Below are 16835 nucleotides of genomic sequence, written 5' to 3' on the forward strand. Positions count from 1 at the left end.
GCCGCTTGTGCAGGGGTGACCGAGGCGCCGGAAGCGCAGTCGAAGGAGAGGCAATGATCGGATTTGCTAGTCTGGGTTGGAGCAAGGCATGAGAAGCACCTGCATTCCGCATACCGAATTGCCGGGTACCAGCGCGCTTTTCGCTGACTATCTGTACCGCTTCGAGCGGGTGGCAAAGTTTTACGCGCACAATCCGCACGACCCGGAGTCTGTGCGCCGTGCGGCCATTGCGGCCGGAATTCCCGACGAGCGACGGCAGAAGGTCGTCGCGGCCTTGCGCAAGATCAACGGCGAATCCGCTTCCCTGGCCCAATTGGAACTGCCCGACACCGTGGCGATCGTGACGGGCCAGCAGGTGGGTTTGTTCTCCGGGCCGGCTTACACCGTTTATAAGGCCCTGACGGCAGCCAAGCTGGCGCGCCAGTTGACCGACTCCGGCATCCGGGCCGTACCTGTCTTCTGGCTGGCTACCGAAGATCACGATTTCCAGGAGATTCAGCACGCCTGGATGTTCGATCCGCGGCAGCGCGCGGCCCGCCTGGAAGCGACGGGGGCCGGGCAACCCGGGCAGCCGGTAGGCTCGATTCCCATCACGACCGCGCCCGTGGATCAAATGCGCGAGACACTGCGCGGGTTCCTCTACGCCGACGAGGTGATGGAACTGGTGGATGACGCCTATCAGCCGGGCCGCACCTTTGGCGAGGCATTTCGCCTGTTGATCCAGCGCTTACTGGCCGGCCACGGGCTGATCTTCCTGGATCCGCTGGAACCCGCCTTGCGGGAAGTGGCCGCGCCGATGCTGCATGCGGCGCTGGAACGCCGCGACGAGCTGACGCAGGCCCTGATGGCACGCGGCAAAGAACTGGAAGCCGCCGGCTACCACTCGCAGGTCCTGGTAGACAAAGACACCTCGCTGTTCTTCAAGTTGGAGGGCGGCCGCCGGCTGAAGCTCGCTCCGGATGAAGTCCCCTCCGATTCCGCTTCGCTCTCTCCGAATGCACTGCTGCGGCCGGTGATGCAGGACTATCTGCTGCCCACGGCGGCCTATATCGGTGGACCGGCCGAACTCGCTTATCTCGCGCAATCGCAGGTGTTATACCAGACCCTGCTGGGCCGCATGCCGATGGCCGTGCCGAGGAGTGGGTTCACACTGTTGGATGAGCGTGCGCACACACTGATGGATAAGTTCCACATCACGCTGACTGACTGTTTCCATGGAGCTGATTCCCTGAAGGAGCGCATCGCTTCGCGACTTATTCCCGAGTCATTGGGCGCGACGTTCGAAGACGTCTCGAGCGAAGTCCGCAGTTCGCTGGAGCGGCTGGAGCGAGAACTTCAGAGCTTCGACCCCACACTTGGCGCGGCCCTCGTGAAGAGCCGGGCGAAGATCCTTTATCAGCTTGAAAAGAACCGCCGCAAGACCTCGCGCGAGGCGATGCGCCGCAACCTCCAGGTGACTGAAGGAGCCGCGCACCTGAGCGGCCTGGTGTTCCCCGAACGCCATTTACAGGAGCGGTTGTTCTCGCTGCTGCCTTTCCTGGCGCGGCATGGCTTCGATCTGATCGACACCATTTATGAAAACGTCCACCGCGGCTGTCCGGACCATTTGTTGTTGACCGTATGAAACCCAATTCCGTTAAAAAGGCTCTGCGCGAGGGAAGGCTCCAACTCGGCACGGCTTTCGCTCAATTGCGTTCGCAGGACGTGGCGCGCATCCTGGCCGCCGCCGGATTCGACTGGGCTTTTCTGGACGGGGAGCACGGCGGGTTTGACCAGGAGACGCTGCAGGATCTGTGCCGCATCGCCGTGAAGGTGGGTTTGAGCCCCATCGTGCGGGTGGCTGAGCTTCAGTATTCGCTGGTCGCCCGGGCACTGGACTGCGGCGCCGAGGGTGTGATTTTTCCCAGAGTGGAAGATCCGGCCCTGCTCGAAAAGGCCGTCAGTTGGACCAAGTTTCCGCCTGTTGGAATGCGTGGCATGGGCTTGACGACTATGTCGTTCGACTTCGAGCCGGTCACGATTCCGCAGATGATGGAGCATCTCAACCGCGAGCAGATGGTGGTGCTTCAGATTGAAACCGTGAAGGCCTTTGAAGCGCGTGACGAGTTGCTGTCGGTGGCCAATGTCGACGCGGTGATGATCGGACCGGTGGACCTCACCATCAGCCTGGGCGTCCCCGGCGAATTCGAACACCCGAAGATGCTCGCCACGGTCGAAAAGATCATCGAGAGCTGCATTGCACATGGCGTCGCCCCCGGCGCGCAGGCCAGGAACCTGGCGCTGGCCCAGCGCTGGAAGAAGATGGGCATGCTCTTTGTAGGCTGCAGCAGCGAAACTGCGATGCTTTACGAACGCGGCCTGGAAATCACGAACGCGCTGCGGTGAAGCTACCCGACCCCTACCTGCACAATCCTGACGAACTGCGGATCGACGCTCCGCTGGGCCGCTGGAATTTGTACATCGGCGGCGCGCGACGCCACGTGCCGGGCTATGTAAACCTCGACATCCTGGCGACTCCGGGCGTCGACGTCCTTGGTGACGCGCATGAACTCCCCTTCCCGGATGACGTCTTCCAACGCGTGGAGTGCGATGCGGTGCTGGAGCATGTCTACATGCCGCAGCGTGTGATGCGGGAGATCGAACGCGTGCTCGCACCGGGCGGCTTCGCCCATGTGGTAACGCCGTTTTGCCACCCGTTTCACGAGTACCCCAAGGATTACCGGCGATTCACGCCCGATGGCCTGGCCTCGATGGCCGGGGGCCTGAAGGTAGTGAAAACCGGTTGGCGCACAGGCCCTGCCGCCACCTGGATTATCTTCACCATGGAGTTCGGGAAGATGCTGTTGCCCTGGCGTTGGTGGCGAATCCTGGCACACGGCGTGCTCGGACTGGCGCTGTGGCCGCTGCGTTACCTGGATCCCTGGCTGATGAAGACGCCACACGCAGCGCGGCTGGGCAATCACTGCTACGTGTGGCTGCAGAAGCCGAAAACCGGCCGCTAGACCGGATTGGCGGTCATAAACGCGGCGATCTCCGCGATCTCTTCAGGCGCTAGACGGAAGCCGGCCGCACCAATCACGCCTTCCAACTGGGCGGGCGAGCGCAGGCCGACGATGGCGGCGGTGATCTCGGGGCGGCGCAGTGCCCAGGCGATGGCCACTTCGCCCGGCGTACGCCCGTGCCGGTTGCCGATCTCACGGATGAGTTCGACGAGTGCCAGGTTGCGGGTCAAATGGGGCTCTTTGAAGCTGAGAGCATTCTTGCGGAAATCATCAGCGGGCAGATTCTCGATGCGCTCGCGGGTCATCTTGCCCGTGAGCAGCCCCGACTTCATGGGCGAGTAGACGATCATGCCGATGTTGTTTTCGGCGCAGAAGGGCATTGCCGCGGTTTCGATATCCGGCGAGGGGATGGAGTAAGGCGGCTGCAGGGAGGTAATGGGGCCGAACTTCTGGATCCGCTTCATCTGGGCGGCGTTGAAATTCGACACTCCGATCCAGCGGACCTTGCCTTCTTCCTTCAACCGCACCATGGTCTCCCAGCCTTCTTCGATATCTTCTTCCGGCTCCGGCCAGTGAATCTGGTAGAGGTCGATGACGTCGAGTTTCAGGCGCCGCAGGGAAGCCTCGCACTCTTTCCGAATGGAGTCGCTCTTGAGGCTCTTATAGATCTGGCGGTTTTCATCCCAGCAGCGCTCGCACTTCGTAAAGACATAGGGCTTCCGGGACCGGCCTTCCAGTGCCTTTGCGACAACTTCCTCGGAGTGGCCCAAGCCATACACCGCCGCGGTATCGATCCAGTTGATGCCCGCATCCAGCGCGGCGCGAATGGCCGCAATCGATTCGCTGTCGTCCTGCGGGCCCCAGGCGAAGGCCCATCCGCCGCCCCCCATGGCCCAGGCTCCGACACCGAGCGGGGTGATGTGTAGGTCGCTGTTTCCAAGTTGTTTTGTCTGCATCGCTCTTTTGGTTATACCCCGTAGGGGCCCCACCGCATGGGCGAGGGACCTTTCCGGCCCACCGGAGGATGCCCGGTTCCGATACTCTGATCGAAGCGAGGCAATCACCACAAAATGAACATCGGATTTGTCGGACTCGGCATCATGGGCAAGCCCATGGCCAAGAATCTCCTGAAGGCCGGCCACAAGTTGACCGTGTACGACATCGTCACTGCATCAGTCGAAGAGCTGACCGCCGCCGGCGCGGAAGCTGCCGCCTCAGCCGCCGAAGCGGCAGCGCGTTCCGAGCTCACCATCACCATGCTGCCGGATGGGCCGGATGTCGAAGCCGCTGTGTTGAACCCGGGCGGCGTGCTGGAAGGCGCGGCAGCGGGCTCAATCATCGTGGACATGAGCTCCATCAACCCCGTGACGGCGCAGAAGGTTGGAGCCGCCTGTGCGGAGAAGGGCGTGGAGTTCCTGGACGCGCCGGTGAGCGGCGGCGAGCCCAAGGCGATCGACGCAACCCTGGCGATCATGGTTGGCGGCAGCCAGGCGACCTTCGACAAGAGCCTCCCGGTGTTGAAGTCGCTGGGCTCCAGCGCGACCCTCACTGGCCCGGTAGGCGCCGGCAACGTGACCAAGCTGGCCAATCAGATCATGGTTGCCTGCAATATCGCCGCGATGGGCGAGGCGCTGGTGCTGGCTACCAAGGCGGGCCTGGATCCGGAGGTTGTATTCAATGCCGTAAAAGGCGGCCTCGCGGGCAGCACGGTGCTGAACGCCAAGGCGCCGATGGTCATCGGCCGCAACTTCAAGCCCGGCTTCCGCATCTGCCTGCATCAGAAGGATCTGCGCAACGCCTTGCTGGCCGCGGAGTCGATGAAGGTCGCCCTGCCCTTCACCAGCATGGTGCAGCAGATGCTCGTGGCCTCGGTGAACAACGGCCGCGGCGAGCTCGACCACTCGGCCATCGTCAACATCATCGAAGACATGGCGCAGTGCCAGGTGCGCAAGCCCGAGTAAGGAACCATAGCGATGCAGCCCCTCTATGTACGCGTCCATGCGCGCGACAATGTCGCCATCATTGTGAACCCAGAGGGGCTGCCTGCCGGGACCACTTTCGCCTGCGGGCTGACCCTGACCGAGTTCATCCCGCAGGCCCACAAAGTGGCCCTTATAGAGATCGGCGAGGGTGAACCGGTGGTCCGGTACGGAGAAGTCATCGGACTGGCCAGCCGCACCATCGCGCAGGGGTCCTGGGTCCGCGAGGAGTTGCTGAGCCTTCCGGCCGCGCCGGCCCTCGATCAACTGCCCCGAGCTAATGGCATTCGCCCAGCGCTGGCACCGCTGGAAGGCATCACCTTCGATGGTTATCCCAATCCGGATGGAACGGTGGGCACCAGGAACATCCTGGGCATCACAACGACGGTGCAGTGCGTGGCACCGACCGTTGATTACGCGGTCAAACGAATCAAAGAGGAGTTGCTGCCGCGATACCCCAACGTCGACGACGTGGTGGCGATCACGCACACCTACGGCTGCGGTGTGGCGATCCAGGCGCCTGGAGCTGCGGTTCCCATCCGGACCATCCGCAATCTGGCGCTGAATCCCAACCTGGGCGAATCGCCCCTGATCGTGAGCCTGGGCTGCGAGAAGTTGCAACCCGGCAAGCTCTTCCCTGCGTCACTGAACCTGCCCGTGCTGCAGGATGAGGATCCATTTGTTGTTCGGCTCCAGGATGAGCACGGCTTCCAGGCGATGATCGCGTCGATTCTGCGCTTCGCCGAGAGACGCCTGGAGGAGTTGAACCGGCGCCGACGGGTGCCCTGCCCTGCTTCGCAGTTGAGTGTCGGGCTGCAGTGCGGCGGGAGCGATGCGTTCTCCGGGGTCACCGCCAATCCTGCCGTTGGGCATGCGGCGGACCTGCTGGTGCGCGCCGGAGCCACGGTGATGTTCTCAGAGGTGACGGAAGTCCGCGACGCGGTGCATCTGCTGACGCCGCGCGCCGCCAGCGAAGAGGTCGCCCAGGCGCTGATCCGCGAGATGGCCTGGTATGACGAGTATCTGGAGCGTGGCTTTGCTGACCGCAGCGCCAACCCCACACCCGGCAACAAACGCGGAGGCCTGGCCAACATCGTCGAGAAAGCGCTGGGATCCGTGGCCAAGGCTGGCACCAGCGCCCTGATGGGCGTTGCCGGACCTGGTGAACGCGTCACTACGAAGGGGCTTGTCTTTGCAGCGACGCCGGCCAGCGATTTCATCTGCGGCACGCTGCAGCTCGCGGCGGGGATGAATCTGCATGTCTTCACGACCGGCGAAGGTACGCCCTATGGACTGGCGATGGCGCCGGTGATCAAGGTTTCCTCGCGCACGGCCCTGGCCGAGCGCTGGCCCGACTTGATTGATGTCAACGCCGGCCGCATCGCCACCGGCGACGCGTCGATCGAGCAGGTGGGCCAGGAGCTGTTCGACCTGATCCTGGAAGTCGCGAGCGGCCGGAAAAAGACATGGGCCGAGACGTGGAAACTGCACAACGCCCCGGCCCTCTTTAACCCCGGCCCCGTGACTTGAGGCTCACCCCAACAGTGCCTTTTCGAGCTCGGCGGCGCGGGGGAACAGGAACTCATTCTCTACGCGAATGTGCTCCAGCAGATCAGCTTCCAGCTCCTCGAGCGAGGCAAATACGGCGCGGAAGTTCGCACAGGCATAATCCGCAGGCACGTAGTCGCGAGTGATGGCGCGCATCTGCCGCAGCGACTCGGTGGCTCCGTCGTGTTCGCGGAGCATCATCTGGATGGGGTTGCGCACGGTCCCGAAGGGCGGCGCGCCGATGGGATAGCCGGTCTCGGCGGCTGAATCATAGCGATTGATGACCGGAAAGAGGATCATCTCCTCTTTGTGCAGGTGCAATTCGAGCTCTTCCTGCAGGCTGCAGTAGACCGTGTGCAGGCGGCTGAGCAGGGCGCCGTCCCGTTCCCCGTGGCGCCCGGCCATGCGATCGAGCCTCTGCCGAAGGCGGGGCAACTCCAGCTTCAGATATTCGTGATGGCGGGCATTGATGTGCTTCGTCAGCTCGCGCAGGGAGATGTTCGCCCAGTCGCCGGAGACGGCCTGCCGGGGCGCTGCCGCGGCCTGCAATTCACTGAGCACGGCTTCCACGTTTAAGCCACGCTGCCGGCAAGCTTCGTCGATGGGGACTTCGGCTTCCTGGTGAAAGTCGATGCCATACTTCTCCACAACCACGACGCAACGGAAGTTGCGAGCGGTCCAATCTCCAACGGTACCGGCGGCGACGGTTTGATTCATCGGTCGTTCTCCTGATGCCAGTTTCCGCCCGGAAGCCCGCCCCGGTCTGTGACCGGGATCACAAACGCCTTGGAAATCCGCCATGCGGCGGGTAAGATACTCCGCATGGCAAGCACTACCATCCGTAGCATCCTCTCCGTCGTGGCCGGCTGGGCCACCGTCGGAGTGCTGGTCGTCGCAACGGACGGCTTGCTGAAAGCACTCTTTCCGGATCGCTACGTCGCCGGCCGCCTACCGCCCGACAGCCTGGCCGCGCTGAGCCTCGCCACCAGCACTTTGTGGTCGATCGCCGGCGGTTGGGTGACGGCCAGGCTGGCGCCGGTCAAGCCGTGGCACCATATTCTCGGCCTGATCCTGTGGGGCGAGTTGCTGGGCTTTGTCTCGGCCGCGCTCTCGTGGGGGGAAGTGCAGATGTGGTACCAGGTCGGACTCCTGCTCCTGTGGACGCCGGCCGTCTGCCTTGGAGGCTGGCTGCGGGCCGGCAAGCCGCCATTCCAGGCAGCAAGCGTGAGCTAGGTGCCCGCGACAGTTGCTTTGACGCCGTTGGAGCACGAATGATACTGTTTGGGACGGAGAAGCCATGAACCGGTTCAGTGCCGCCTTTATTCTGTCGATTTACCTATGCGCCGCTCAACCGGCCAAGACCAGAACCATTTCCGTGAATGACCTGAAGGACCGCATCCGCGGCGGCTGGGCCGGGCAGATGTTCGGCGTCAGCTACGGAGCGCCGACTGAGTTCCGCTTCAATGAGAAGATCATCCCGGTCGACAGGCTGCCCGAGTGGAAACCCTCGAAGGTCGACAACGCCCTGAACCAGGACGACCTCTATGTCGACATGACGTTCGCGAAGGTCCTGGATGACAAGGGCCTCGACGCCACTACGGACGACTTCGGTGCGATGTTCAAGAACGCGCGCTACAATTTGTGGCACGCGAATCTGGCCGCTCGCCGGGCTCTCAAGCGTGGAGTGCCCGCCACTCTTTCCGGCACTCCGAAATACAACGCCCACGCGAACGACATCGACTTTCAGATCGAAGCTGATTTCATCGGACTGATGACGCCTGGACTGCCGCAGGTGGCCAACGACATCGCCTGGCGGGCGGGCCGAGTCATGAACTACGGCGACGGCATCTACGGCGGCATGTTCGTGGGCTGTATGTACGCCGCGGCGTTCTTCGAATCAGACCCCCACAAGGTGGTGGAAGCCGGCCTGGCCTGCATCCCGGCGAAGAGTCCCTACGGCCAGTTGATCTCTGACCTGATGACCTGGCACAAGCAGAACCCGAATGACTGGGAGAAGGCGTGGCACCTGATCGAGGAGAAGTGGAACAAGCGCGAACCGTGCCCCGAAGGCGCCCTGAAGCCCTTCAACATTGATGCCAAGATCAATGGCGCCTACATTGCCCTGGGCCTGCTCTACGGCGATGGCGACATGACGAAGACCATCCAGATCTCGACCCGCGCCGGGCAGGATTCCGATTGCAATCCGTCCTCGGCCGCGGGCGTGTTGGGCACGATGCTGGGCTGGAACCGCATTCCCGATGTATGGAAGAGCGGCATCCCGCCGCTGGCCCATCGCAAGTTCCAGTACACCGACTTCACCTTCGAGACCATCGTGGACAGCACCTACAACCGCGCCCTGGCCGTGGTGAAACGAGCCGGAGGCAAGCTGGAAGGGGATAAGCTCACGGTTCCTGCGCAGGCTGCGAGAGCTCCGAAGCTGGAGGTCTGGGACGACTACGGGTCGCCGGCTGAGCGTGTGGCGATCAACGACCCCCGCTGGCAGTGGAGCGGCCAGTGGACCGACGAATCGAGCCGTAACACAGGGTCTCGGGTCTCTTCCACGAAGGGCTCCTCCGCCGAAATAGGCTTCGAAGGCCGAGGTTTTATCCTGGTGGGCCTCTACCTTCCTGACGGCGGCCTGGCTGACGTGTATTTGGATGGCAAGCTCGCCTCGACAGTCGACGTTTACCCCGATGAGGATGCGAGCAAGGGAGGCGAAAGCGTCTACCATGATTTCGCGCTCAAGCCTGGCAAGCACACGCTGAAACTGGTTGTGAAGGGCGAGCCCTACCAGGGCTCCAAAGGGGCGAAGATCGCCCTCAGCAACCTGGTGGTTTTCCGCTAAACACGCTCCGCGTGGACGCGATCTACTTCAGAATCGCATCCACTGTGGCCTGCGTGATTGGATGATAGCCGGGCCGCGCCTGCTGATAGATGGACTGTGCCCGGGTCCGGCCGTCCGGTGTTTTCACCAGCGCTTCAAACAGCGGCTTCACAAACTTGCGACGCCCCACCTGCACCAGGAACTCCTGCAATCGCGGATAGGCCGGCTCATACTTGGCACGCACGGCCATCAGCAGCCACTGGGCCGCCACCTCACTGTTGCCGGCGTGGGTGAAGTCCCATTGCTGGTCGAGATCGGCCATCTTTGCGGCGCTCAGATCCTCCGGCAGCGACCGCAGCCAGTGTAGCCATTCCGCGGTGACCCAGGCCTTGCGAGGCTTCGTTTCGAAGTCGAAGTTGATCTTCGGGGCGTCCGGCGGCAAACCCGGCTGATGAATCCAGGCGTCCAGGTTTTCGTTGGGGAACGACTGATGCAGGTAGGAGACAAACTGGTCCGTCGTGATGGACTGGAAGGCGAAGTGGTCGAAATAGGACCGGATCCAGGCATCGAACTTCTCGCGGCCGTATTTCTCCTCCAGCTTCCGCAGCAGCAGTGCGCCCTTGCCGTACGGCACCTGCGTCATGCCGTCATCCGGATCCCGGCCCTTCAGGTCGACAGCCAGATGCTGATCGGCCGGGGGCAGGTCCTTCATCTCATCCTTGAGTTCGCCCACTTCGATGGCGAACTCCATTTCGGATTGGCGGCGGCCGTACAGCGCCTCCTGGATCCGGCGCTCAATGTAGGTGGTGAACCCTTCATTCAGCCAGAAGTCGGACCAGGTCGCATTCGTCACCAGATTGCCTGACCAGGAATGCGCCAGTTCGTGTGAAACCAACGACACGAGAGACCGGTCGCCCGCGATCACGGTGGGCGTGGCAAAGGTCAGGCACGGATTCTCCATGCCGCCAAATGGGAACGAAGGCGGCAATACGAGCAGGTCGTAGCGGCCCCAACGGTAAGGCCCATAGAGGCTTTCCGCCGTCGCCACCATCTTCTCCATGTCGGCGAACTCCCAGGCCGCGCCTTTCAGGACGGAAGGCTCGGCCCAGACGCCGCAGCGTTGGCCGATCGCCTGAAACTGAAGATCGCCCACCGCGATGGCAATGAGATATGGCGGAATGGGCTCGGGCAGGTGGAAGTGGCCAGGCCGCACGGTCCGCGCAGACATTAACGGAGTCAGTGGCACCGGAGCGTGGATGCGCGCCGAATACGTCACCCGCACGCCGGGTGAATCCTGAATCGGGATCCAAGAACGTGCATGGATCGCCTGCGACTGCGAGAACAGAAAAGGATGTTTCTTGCCCGCGGTCTGCGGAGGCTCCAGCCACTGCAGGCCCGAAGCCTGAGGGGCGGTTTCGTACTCGACCACTACGCTGCGGACACCCGGCGCCAGCGGAATCGTCAAAGGTGCGCCAAGGAACTTGTCCCGCGGCCCGAGAGTGAACCCCGACGAGGAGCCATTTACCCGCAGGATATTTAGGTCGCGTGTATCCAGCACCAGCGTTTTGCCGGCCTGGTCCAGCGTCAGCGTAGCCGCGCCGCGCAGTTTCTTCTCAGCGAAGGAGACGGCCAGGTCGAGCTCAACGTGGCGCACACGGGATTCCGTGGGATTCGAATAGGAGTGGATGTCGGTCACGATTCTGTCTTTAGGCTAGCGCGATTGGGCATCCGGATCTCGACTCCGCGCTGCTCCAGTTCCCGCAACAACAGGGTTACGGCCTCCGACGGCGGGCGTTCGTCCACTCGAACAGCCCAGCTCAGCTCTTCGCGGAACTCTCGCGTCGACACACGCCAAGGCAGCTGTTCGTCGGTAGCCACAATGCCGCTTCCGATCGTGATCAACGACCAGCGCCGGGCGAGCGCCAGGGCCTCCGGCAAGGTCGGCCGCGGCCCCCTCACGATGAAGTGATTGTCGCCAAATACCAGCAGCCCCACCTCTTCGGTCATGTCCGATATGGTAGCGTCTCACTGAGATGACCACCGCCCCGAGAGCAAGACTCCAGGCACTCGATCTGTTTCGAGGCGCGACGATCGCTTCGATGATACTGGTCAACAATCCCGGGCCCGGCCCTACGTACGCGCCGCTGGAACACGCCGAATGGCACGGCTGGACGTTCACCGACACCGTCTTCCCGTTCTTCCTGTGGATCGTGGGCGTGGCCATGACCCTCTCCACCGCCCGCCGCATGGAACGTGGCGACGATCGCGGCGCGCTGCTGCGCCACACCATCCAGCGGGCCGTCATCATCTTCCTTTTGGGCTTCCTGCTGGGTCCCTTCCCGAACATCGACTTTGCCACCATCCGCATTCCCGGGGTGCTGCAGCGGATCGCGGTCTGCTATCTGATCGCCGGAGTCGTCTTTCTGTTTACGAAAGTGCGCGGCCAGGTCGCCTGGCTTATCGGCCTCAATGTCCTCTACTGGGGCCTGATGACGCTCTATCCGACTCCGGAATGCGGTCCAGGCTCACTGACAAAGGAGTGTAATTTCGCCCGCTATGTAGACACGCAGTTTCTCAGCGGCCACATGTGGCGCGTGACCAAAGTCTGGGATCCCGAGGGCATCGTCAGCACGCTGCCCGCCATCGGCACGGTCTTCTTTGGAATCCTCACCGGCCATCTGATGCGGCGCTTTGCGGTGCCATTGCAACGGCTACGCGTGTTGTTTGGGGCGGGTGCAGGCCTGCTCGCTCTCGCGTACGTGCTCGCCATTTGGATGCCATTCAACAAGAACCTGTGGACCACTTCCTACTGCGTACTGATGGCGGGACTCGCCTCGCTCCTCTTCGGAGCCTGGTATTACATCAGCGACGTGCGCGGCTTCGGCCACTGGTTCCGGCCCTTCGAGATCTTTGGCTCCAATGCAATCCTGATGTTCCTGCTGAGCGGCGCACTGGCTAAGATCGCCATCCGCAGCGGCGCCGGAGCCTGGTTCCACCAGAACATCTGCCTCGCTGTCGCATCCCCGATCAACGCCAGCCTGCTCTATGCCCTGACGAATGTCCTGATCCTCTACCTTATCGCCTGGGCGTTGTGGCGCAGACAGTGGTTCCTTAAGTTCTGATCAGGCGCTGTGCGAACTCGATGGCGCGCAGCAGGCTGACCGTCGATGCGATGCCCTGCCCCGCGATGTCGAAGGCGGTGCCGTGGTCAACCGAGGTGCGGATGATGGGCAGCCCCAGTGCGACGTTCACACCGGCTTCAAAATCGAGCAACTTTAGGGGAATGTGGCCCTGGTCGTGGTACATGCACACGATGGCGTCGTAGCGTTTCTTCCTGACGGCCAGGAAGAACACCGTATCAGGAGGAAAGGGCCCATCGACGGGCATCCCCTGCGCCTGCGCCCATTCCACAGCCGGACGGATCTCGCGGATCTCTTCGTCGCCGAACAGTCCGTTCTCGCCGGCATGCGGATTCAGGCCCGCCACCGCGATCTTCGCGCCCGGTTTTAGCCGGAGCACCGCCTCGCTCGTCATGCGGATGATCGTGCAGATGCGGTCGAATCTCGCCCGTGCAATGGCATCGGCGAGCGAGCAGTGCGTACTCACATGGGTCACAATCAACTGGTCGGACGCCAGCATGATGGTGACGTCCTCCACGCCGCACAGAGCGCCAATCAGTTCGGTGTGCCCCGTGAAGCCAGGATCCGTCAACTGCGTGGCTTCCTTGTTCATCGGCAGCGTCACCATGGCCGCGATCTGGCCGGCCAGGGCAGCCTTGGTCGCCGCGATCACATACTCCCGCGCGGCATGACCTGACTTCGCGTTGATTACCCCGGGGGTGACGTCGGCGCCGCTCATCAGCCCCGAATTCACGACGTTCAGGACCCCCTCCCGGTAGTCGTCCGGCTGGGTGATGGAGCGCATCTCCACGCCATGGACGTTGTAGCGTTCCAGTGCCGCCGTGTCGCCGTAGGCGACGAACGGGCACGTGATCTCGCCTCTCTGAAACGCATTCAGGAGGATCTCCGGGCCGACTCCGCTGGAGTCGCCCATGGTTATGCCGAGCAGTTCCATGGTTCCTTTTCAGTCTGGCAGAGCCGTTCGTACAGCCGCAGCAGAAGATCCGGAGCGCCATAACCGCCGGCCTTGCTGATGAGTACACGCCGCCGTCCCTCATGTTCGAACAACGACACCGGAACCCCCGGCAGGACTTCGCCCAATGGGTGCAGCACGGGATCGTCCAGGCGATGCAGGACACCGCGCGCCGTATCGCCGCCAAAGATGATCAGCGTGTCGTGTGCGCCCGCCGTCCGGTCGAAGGCCCAGGGAATCCCCTTCTCCCGAGCCAGGCCGACCTGTGCCGCCGATGCGGGATGTGCGCTGCCATTGATTACGACGCAATCGGAGACCTCCGGCCAGCTCTCCGGCGTTGCCCGCGCAATGCCCAAGGCCCGGGCCAATGCCCCAGCCAGCGCCGCCGGGCCAGCCACCACGACGGGTGGAGGGCTTGCCAGCGCCTCCGCAGCAGCCGCATGGACGTCGGTGGGCGACTCTCCATCAAAGATGCGGACGCGCTCTAAATCGCAGCCCTGGGCAGCCAGCACCTTCCACACATGGCTTTCTGTTACTGGATTCAGCGGATCGCGCGCGAAGCTGGTCTGGTGGACAGGGATCCCGTTCACGTACAGAACTCCGCTGCGGACAGTGCGCCCAAGTTCTGGGTACGCTGGCACATAGCAGATCACTGACTCGGGGTAGGCGCCCAGCAAGGCCTTGAACTCCGCCCCAATGTTGCCGCGCAGAGTGGAGTCCGTTTTCTTGTAGACGATGTCCGAGACTGCACTCTCCATGGCGCCCAACAGCCTGAATGCCGCGACGTCTGGCGCCAGGTGGCGGGATTCGGTATCGAAGACTACCACGCTCTCGGGCCGGCCCGGCTGCGGCTTGAGCAACACGACTGAATCGCGGAAGCGTGCGCCTGCTTCCAGCGCGCCCGTCAGGTCATCAGCCAGTGCCAGCAAGCGGAGCGTTTCCACCCTTTATACATACATGGAAACGAACCAGCCCGTCAGAAGAACCACGAGAGCCGGACGCCCGCGGTGCGCGGTTGAACCAGGCGGGTGCCGACGAAAGCGGATTGGAAGTTGTACAGCGCCCGCTCGTTGCTGATGTTCGAGACCTGCAGCGAGGCCTCCCATTGCCGCTTCTCTCCGCGCAAATGCTGGTAGCCCAGCACCAAGTCCGTCACGGCGCGCGGCTTGGTGCGAGGAGGCGCCGAGGTCAGGTTCACCAGCGGCAACAAATCGGCATAGTCGGGATCTCTCGCTACCTGAACTGGATCAGCGGCGGCGGTCACCAGTCCGCTGTCATAGCGCATCGAACACGTCGCGTAGAAGCCCTTCTTACCTGTGTAATTCACAATCGTCTGCAGACTCAATACCTGATCGTGATCGATGACGAAAGGGCCTGAATTCAGCAGCGCGACGTCGCCATTGCCGATATAGAGCCCGCCCGTGAACGGCGGCGTGGAGATAGCCCGGGCATGGGTCACACTGAGCGAACCCGAAAAACCCCTCACCGGGGTCACCACCATACGGCCTTCCACGGAATTCACTCGGATTGACTTCAACTGCATCGGGAAGATGATGGGCGTATTGAAGAAACTATTATTGTCCTGCTGGTCCTTCGCATCCTTGTGATAGAACGACGCGTTCAGACTAACCTTCCGCCCTACCGCTTGCTGCAGCCCCATTTCGTAGAGGTTCTGCCGCTCTGGCCGGATGAGGACGACGGCACTCCCGACTGTCTCCCGGATGTGCGGCGCCACCAGCACACTGGATTCATCGGAGTTCGAGATCAGCAAATTCTCGTTGGGCGGTGTCTGATACAGCCGGTTGTAGGACGCCCGCAGCACCGTGCCCATCCCTCGAATGTTGTACGAGATGCCGAGCCGTGGTTGGAACTGGCTGCCATGCACTAGAAACCGGTAGTTGTCGAATCTGAGCCCGGCCGAGACGTGCAAGTTGCCGAGGTTGATCTCATCCTGCAGGTAGCTGGAGTAGAGCGAACCCGAGGCGCGCTTGGAGAACTGAAACAGTCGCCCGCCGCGGCTCAGGTCGAAGGCCAGCAGGTTCGGCAGGTAAGCATCCGAACCAGGCACATTGAACATCGGGTCCGTGATGCCGAATGAGAAATTCTCGCTCACCGGGAAATGCTGGATATCGACGCCAAAGCGGACATTATGCCGCCCGCGCACGACGCCCAACTGGTTGAGGAAAGTAACCGTCGACAGATGCCGCGCCTGCGCCGCCGTCACGGGAAAGTCGCCGTCACTTGGGAACAACTGCGCCACGGTCGTGCGGTAAGAGGAGTTGCTGCTCCACAGTGTATTCGCATTGAAAGTGTGGACCCAACCAAGAGCAGCGGATACATCCCGTAGTTCCTGTCGTTCATCCATCCCCCGCGCCTGTTGTGATCGCAGGTTCGCCAGTTCGAAGGAGGATCGCCCAGCTAGCAGATTCAGCCGCAGCACATCGTGTGCGCCGGCCTGGTAATCCAGCCGGGAGAACGCCCGCTGCGAGTTGCCGCCGTTGTGCAGGTTGTCGAGGGAGACCTGGTCCAGATAGCGGTTTGACTTCATCGTGTTCAGCGAGAACGTAAAACCCAGCTTGCCTTTCTCGCCCGCCACCTGCGTTACCTGGGACAGCGTATCGAACCCGGCGCCGCTCACAGCGATCGAGCCGCCCAGCAGCCGGCCGGTGCCCAGGCCGGTCTTGCTGGTGACATTCACCACCGCCGAAACCTTGTTGCCGAACTCCGCGGGGATGTTGCCGGTGAACAGTTCTACGTTCTGGACGATGTTGGGATCGACGGAATTGGCAAAGGCGCCAGTGAGCTGATCAGTAATCGGCATGCCGTCGATGATGAAGGACATCTGGTTGTGTGCGCCGCGCGGATGGATTGCTCCATTGGCGTTCTGCGCGAACCCGGGGAAGCTGACAACTACGGCCTCCAGCCCCCGATTACCCACCTGCAGTGCCATCTTGCCGATGTCGGTCTCGCTCAACTGGGCACGCGTCCCCGTCTCTTCGGCATTCACTAGCAGGGCGCGATCACTGGCCGTCACGCTCACGTGGGTCTCATTTGCAGCCAGTTCGAGCTTGACCGGTAATTCGGCCGTCAGGCGCGCGGCGAGTGCGAGGGTGGTCTCAAAGGGCCGGAATCCGGGCGCTTGGACCGTGACTTCGTAGTTTCTCGCAGGAATGTTCGTGATCTGGAATGCGCCATCCCCATCCGAGACCGAGCTTCGCTCGAAATTTGTCAGTGGACTCTTCACGACCACGTGCGCTCCGGATATTGGAGCCCCAGTCTGGTCGTGTACCGTGCCCGCCACGGAAGCGGTGCTCTGCCCGAAGGCGCACGAACAGACATAGAAATAGATCGGCCATAACCAGCGGTAGTGGTGGCTCATCAAGAGTTAAG

Annotated in this window: 15 protein-coding genes; 8 read left to right on the plus strand and 7 right to left on the minus strand. The window is 62.5% G+C overall.

Annotated elements, in window-relative coordinates; translation table 11 throughout:
* The first annotated feature begins 88 nt into the window (after positions 1-88).
* The 3 genes from bshC to ACR9Y2_RS02240 are packed head-to-tail and all read left to right on the plus strand — an operon-like array spanning position 89 to position 3002.
* Positions 89-1624: a bacillithiol biosynthesis protein BshC gene (gene bshC, locus ACR9Y2_RS02230; protein WP_435039392.1), complete on the plus strand. Its 1536-nt coding sequence runs from the start codon at positions 89-91 to the stop codon at positions 1622-1624.
* Complete coding sequence (locus ACR9Y2_RS02235) at positions 1621-2385, plus strand: HpcH/HpaI aldolase family protein (RefSeq protein WP_435039393.1); 765 nt, start codon at positions 1621-1623, stop codon at positions 2383-2385. The genes bshC and ACR9Y2_RS02235 overlap by 4 nt, the downstream gene beginning before the upstream one ends.
* On the plus strand, positions 2382-3002 hold the full coding sequence (locus ACR9Y2_RS02240) for a class I SAM-dependent methyltransferase (protein ID WP_435039394.1): 621 nt from the start codon (positions 2382-2384) through the stop codon (positions 3000-3002). Before ACR9Y2_RS02235 ends, ACR9Y2_RS02240 begins: the two co-directional genes overlap by 4 nt.
* On the opposite strand, the gene ACR9Y2_RS02245 is transcribed toward ACR9Y2_RS02240, so the two are convergent.
* Positions 2999-3958, minus strand: a complete 960-nt coding sequence (locus ACR9Y2_RS02245; RefSeq protein ID WP_435039395.1) for an aldo/keto reductase — start codon at positions 3956-3958, stop codon at positions 2999-3001. The genes ACR9Y2_RS02240 and ACR9Y2_RS02245 overlap by 4 nt on opposite strands.
* A gap of 114 nt (positions 3959-4072) precedes the next feature.
* On the opposite strand from ACR9Y2_RS02245, the gene garR reads away from it, so the two are divergent.
* Positions 4073-4963, plus strand: coding sequence for a 2-hydroxy-3-oxopropionate reductase (gene garR / locus ACR9Y2_RS02250; protein ID WP_435039396.1), 891 nt, complete (start codon positions 4073-4075; stop codon positions 4961-4963).
* A 12-nt stretch (positions 4964-4975) separates the two neighbouring features.
* The gene (gene garD, locus ACR9Y2_RS02255) at positions 4976-6511 is read left to right on the plus strand and encodes a galactarate dehydratase (RefSeq protein ID WP_435039397.1); all 1536 of its coding nucleotides are present in this window, start codon (positions 4976-4978) and stop codon (positions 6509-6511) included.
* A gap of 3 nt (positions 6512-6514) precedes the next feature.
* Here the strand turns inward: garD and ACR9Y2_RS02260 are convergent, their stop codons facing one another.
* Complete coding sequence (locus ACR9Y2_RS02260; protein WP_435039398.1) at positions 6515-7246, minus strand: DUF542 domain-containing protein; 732 nt, start codon at positions 7244-7246, stop codon at positions 6515-6517.
* A 105-nt stretch (positions 7247-7351) separates the two neighbouring features.
* Here ACR9Y2_RS02260 and ACR9Y2_RS02265 point away from each other — a divergent pair, with 105 nt between their 5' ends.
* Positions 7352-7762, plus strand: coding sequence for a hypothetical protein (locus ACR9Y2_RS02265; RefSeq protein ID WP_435039399.1), 411 nt, complete (start codon positions 7352-7354; stop codon positions 7760-7762).
* Between the two features lie 64 nt (positions 7763-7826).
* Positions 7827-9374, plus strand: a complete 1548-nt coding sequence (locus ACR9Y2_RS02270; protein WP_435039400.1) for an ADP-ribosylglycohydrolase family protein — start codon at positions 7827-7829, stop codon at positions 9372-9374.
* A 22-nt stretch (positions 9375-9396) separates the two neighbouring features.
* Here ACR9Y2_RS02270 and ACR9Y2_RS02275 read toward each other — a convergent pair whose 3' ends face one another.
* A complete protein-coding gene (locus tag ACR9Y2_RS02275) occupies positions 9397-11049 on the minus strand; it encodes a M1 family metallopeptidase (RefSeq protein ID WP_435039401.1) in 1653 nt (550 codons plus the stop codon).
* Positions 11046-11360, minus strand: coding sequence for a hypothetical protein (locus ACR9Y2_RS02280; RefSeq protein WP_435039402.1), 315 nt, complete (start codon positions 11358-11360; stop codon positions 11046-11048). Before ACR9Y2_RS02280 ends, ACR9Y2_RS02275 begins: the two co-directional genes overlap by 4 nt.
* Positions 11361-11452: 92 nt before the next feature.
* Between ACR9Y2_RS02280 and ACR9Y2_RS02285 the strand changes: the two genes are divergently transcribed.
* Complete coding sequence (locus tag ACR9Y2_RS02285; RefSeq protein WP_435039403.1) at positions 11453-12475, plus strand: acyltransferase family protein; 1023 nt, start codon at positions 11453-11455, stop codon at positions 12473-12475.
* Here ACR9Y2_RS02285 and pdxA read toward each other — a convergent pair.
* The 3 genes from pdxA to ACR9Y2_RS02300 are packed head-to-tail and all read right to left on the minus strand — an operon-like array spanning position 12465 to position 16824.
* Positions 12465-13427, minus strand: coding sequence for a 4-hydroxythreonine-4-phosphate dehydrogenase PdxA (gene pdxA, locus ACR9Y2_RS02290; protein ID WP_435039404.1), 963 nt, complete (start codon positions 13425-13427; stop codon positions 12465-12467). The genes ACR9Y2_RS02285 and pdxA overlap by 11 nt on opposite strands.
* Complete coding sequence (locus tag ACR9Y2_RS02295; RefSeq protein WP_435039405.1) at positions 13409-14374, minus strand: four-carbon acid sugar kinase family protein; 966 nt, start codon at positions 14372-14374, stop codon at positions 13409-13411. The genes pdxA and ACR9Y2_RS02295 overlap by 19 nt, the downstream gene beginning before the upstream one ends.
* A 47-nt stretch (positions 14375-14421) precedes the next feature.
* Complete coding sequence (locus ACR9Y2_RS02300) at positions 14422-16824, minus strand: TonB-dependent receptor (protein ID WP_435039406.1); 2403 nt, start codon at positions 16822-16824, stop codon at positions 14422-14424.
* Positions 16825-16835 lie beyond the last annotated feature (11 nt).

Source organism: Paludibaculum fermentans, assembly GCF_051172195.1.
GTDB lineage: Bacteria > Acidobacteriota > Terriglobia > Bryobacterales > Bryobacteraceae > Paludibaculum > Paludibaculum fermentans_A.

Coding starts and splice junctions, on each gene's coding strand:
- bshC (WP_435039392.1), top strand. CDS start 89: ATGAGAAGCACCTGCATTCCGCATACCGAATTGCCGGGTACCAGCGCG.
- ACR9Y2_RS02235 (WP_435039393.1), top strand. CDS start 1,621: ATGAAACCCAATTCCGTTAAAAAGGCTCTGCGCGAGGGAAGGCTCCAA.
- ACR9Y2_RS02245 (WP_435039395.1), bottom strand. CDS start 3,958: ATGCAGACAAAACAACTTGGAAACAGCGACCTACACATCACCCCGCTC.
- garR (WP_435039396.1), top strand. CDS start 4,073: ATGAACATCGGATTTGTCGGACTCGGCATCATGGGCAAGCCCATGGCC.
- garD (WP_435039397.1), top strand. CDS start 4,976: ATGCAGCCCCTCTATGTACGCGTCCATGCGCGCGACAATGTCGCCATC.
- ACR9Y2_RS02260 (WP_435039398.1), bottom strand. CDS start 7,246: ATGAATCAAACCGTCGCCGCCGGTACCGTTGGAGATTGGACCGCTCGC.
- ACR9Y2_RS02265 (WP_435039399.1), top strand. CDS start 7,352: ATGGCAAGCACTACCATCCGTAGCATCCTCTCCGTCGTGGCCGGCTGG.
- ACR9Y2_RS02270 (WP_435039400.1), top strand. CDS start 7,827: ATGAACCGGTTCAGTGCCGCCTTTATTCTGTCGATTTACCTATGCGCC.
- ACR9Y2_RS02280 (WP_435039402.1), bottom strand. CDS start 11,360: ATGACCGAAGAGGTGGGGCTGCTGGTATTTGGCGACAATCACTTCATC.
- ACR9Y2_RS02285 (WP_435039403.1), top strand. CDS start 11,453: ATGATACTGGTCAACAATCCCGGGCCCGGCCCTACGTACGCGCCGCTG.
- pdxA (WP_435039404.1), bottom strand. CDS start 13,427: ATGGAACTGCTCGGCATAACCATGGGCGACTCCAGCGGAGTCGGCCCG.
- ACR9Y2_RS02300 (WP_435039406.1), bottom strand. CDS start 16,824: ATGAGCCACCACTACCGCTGGTTATGGCCGATCTATTTCTATGTCTGT.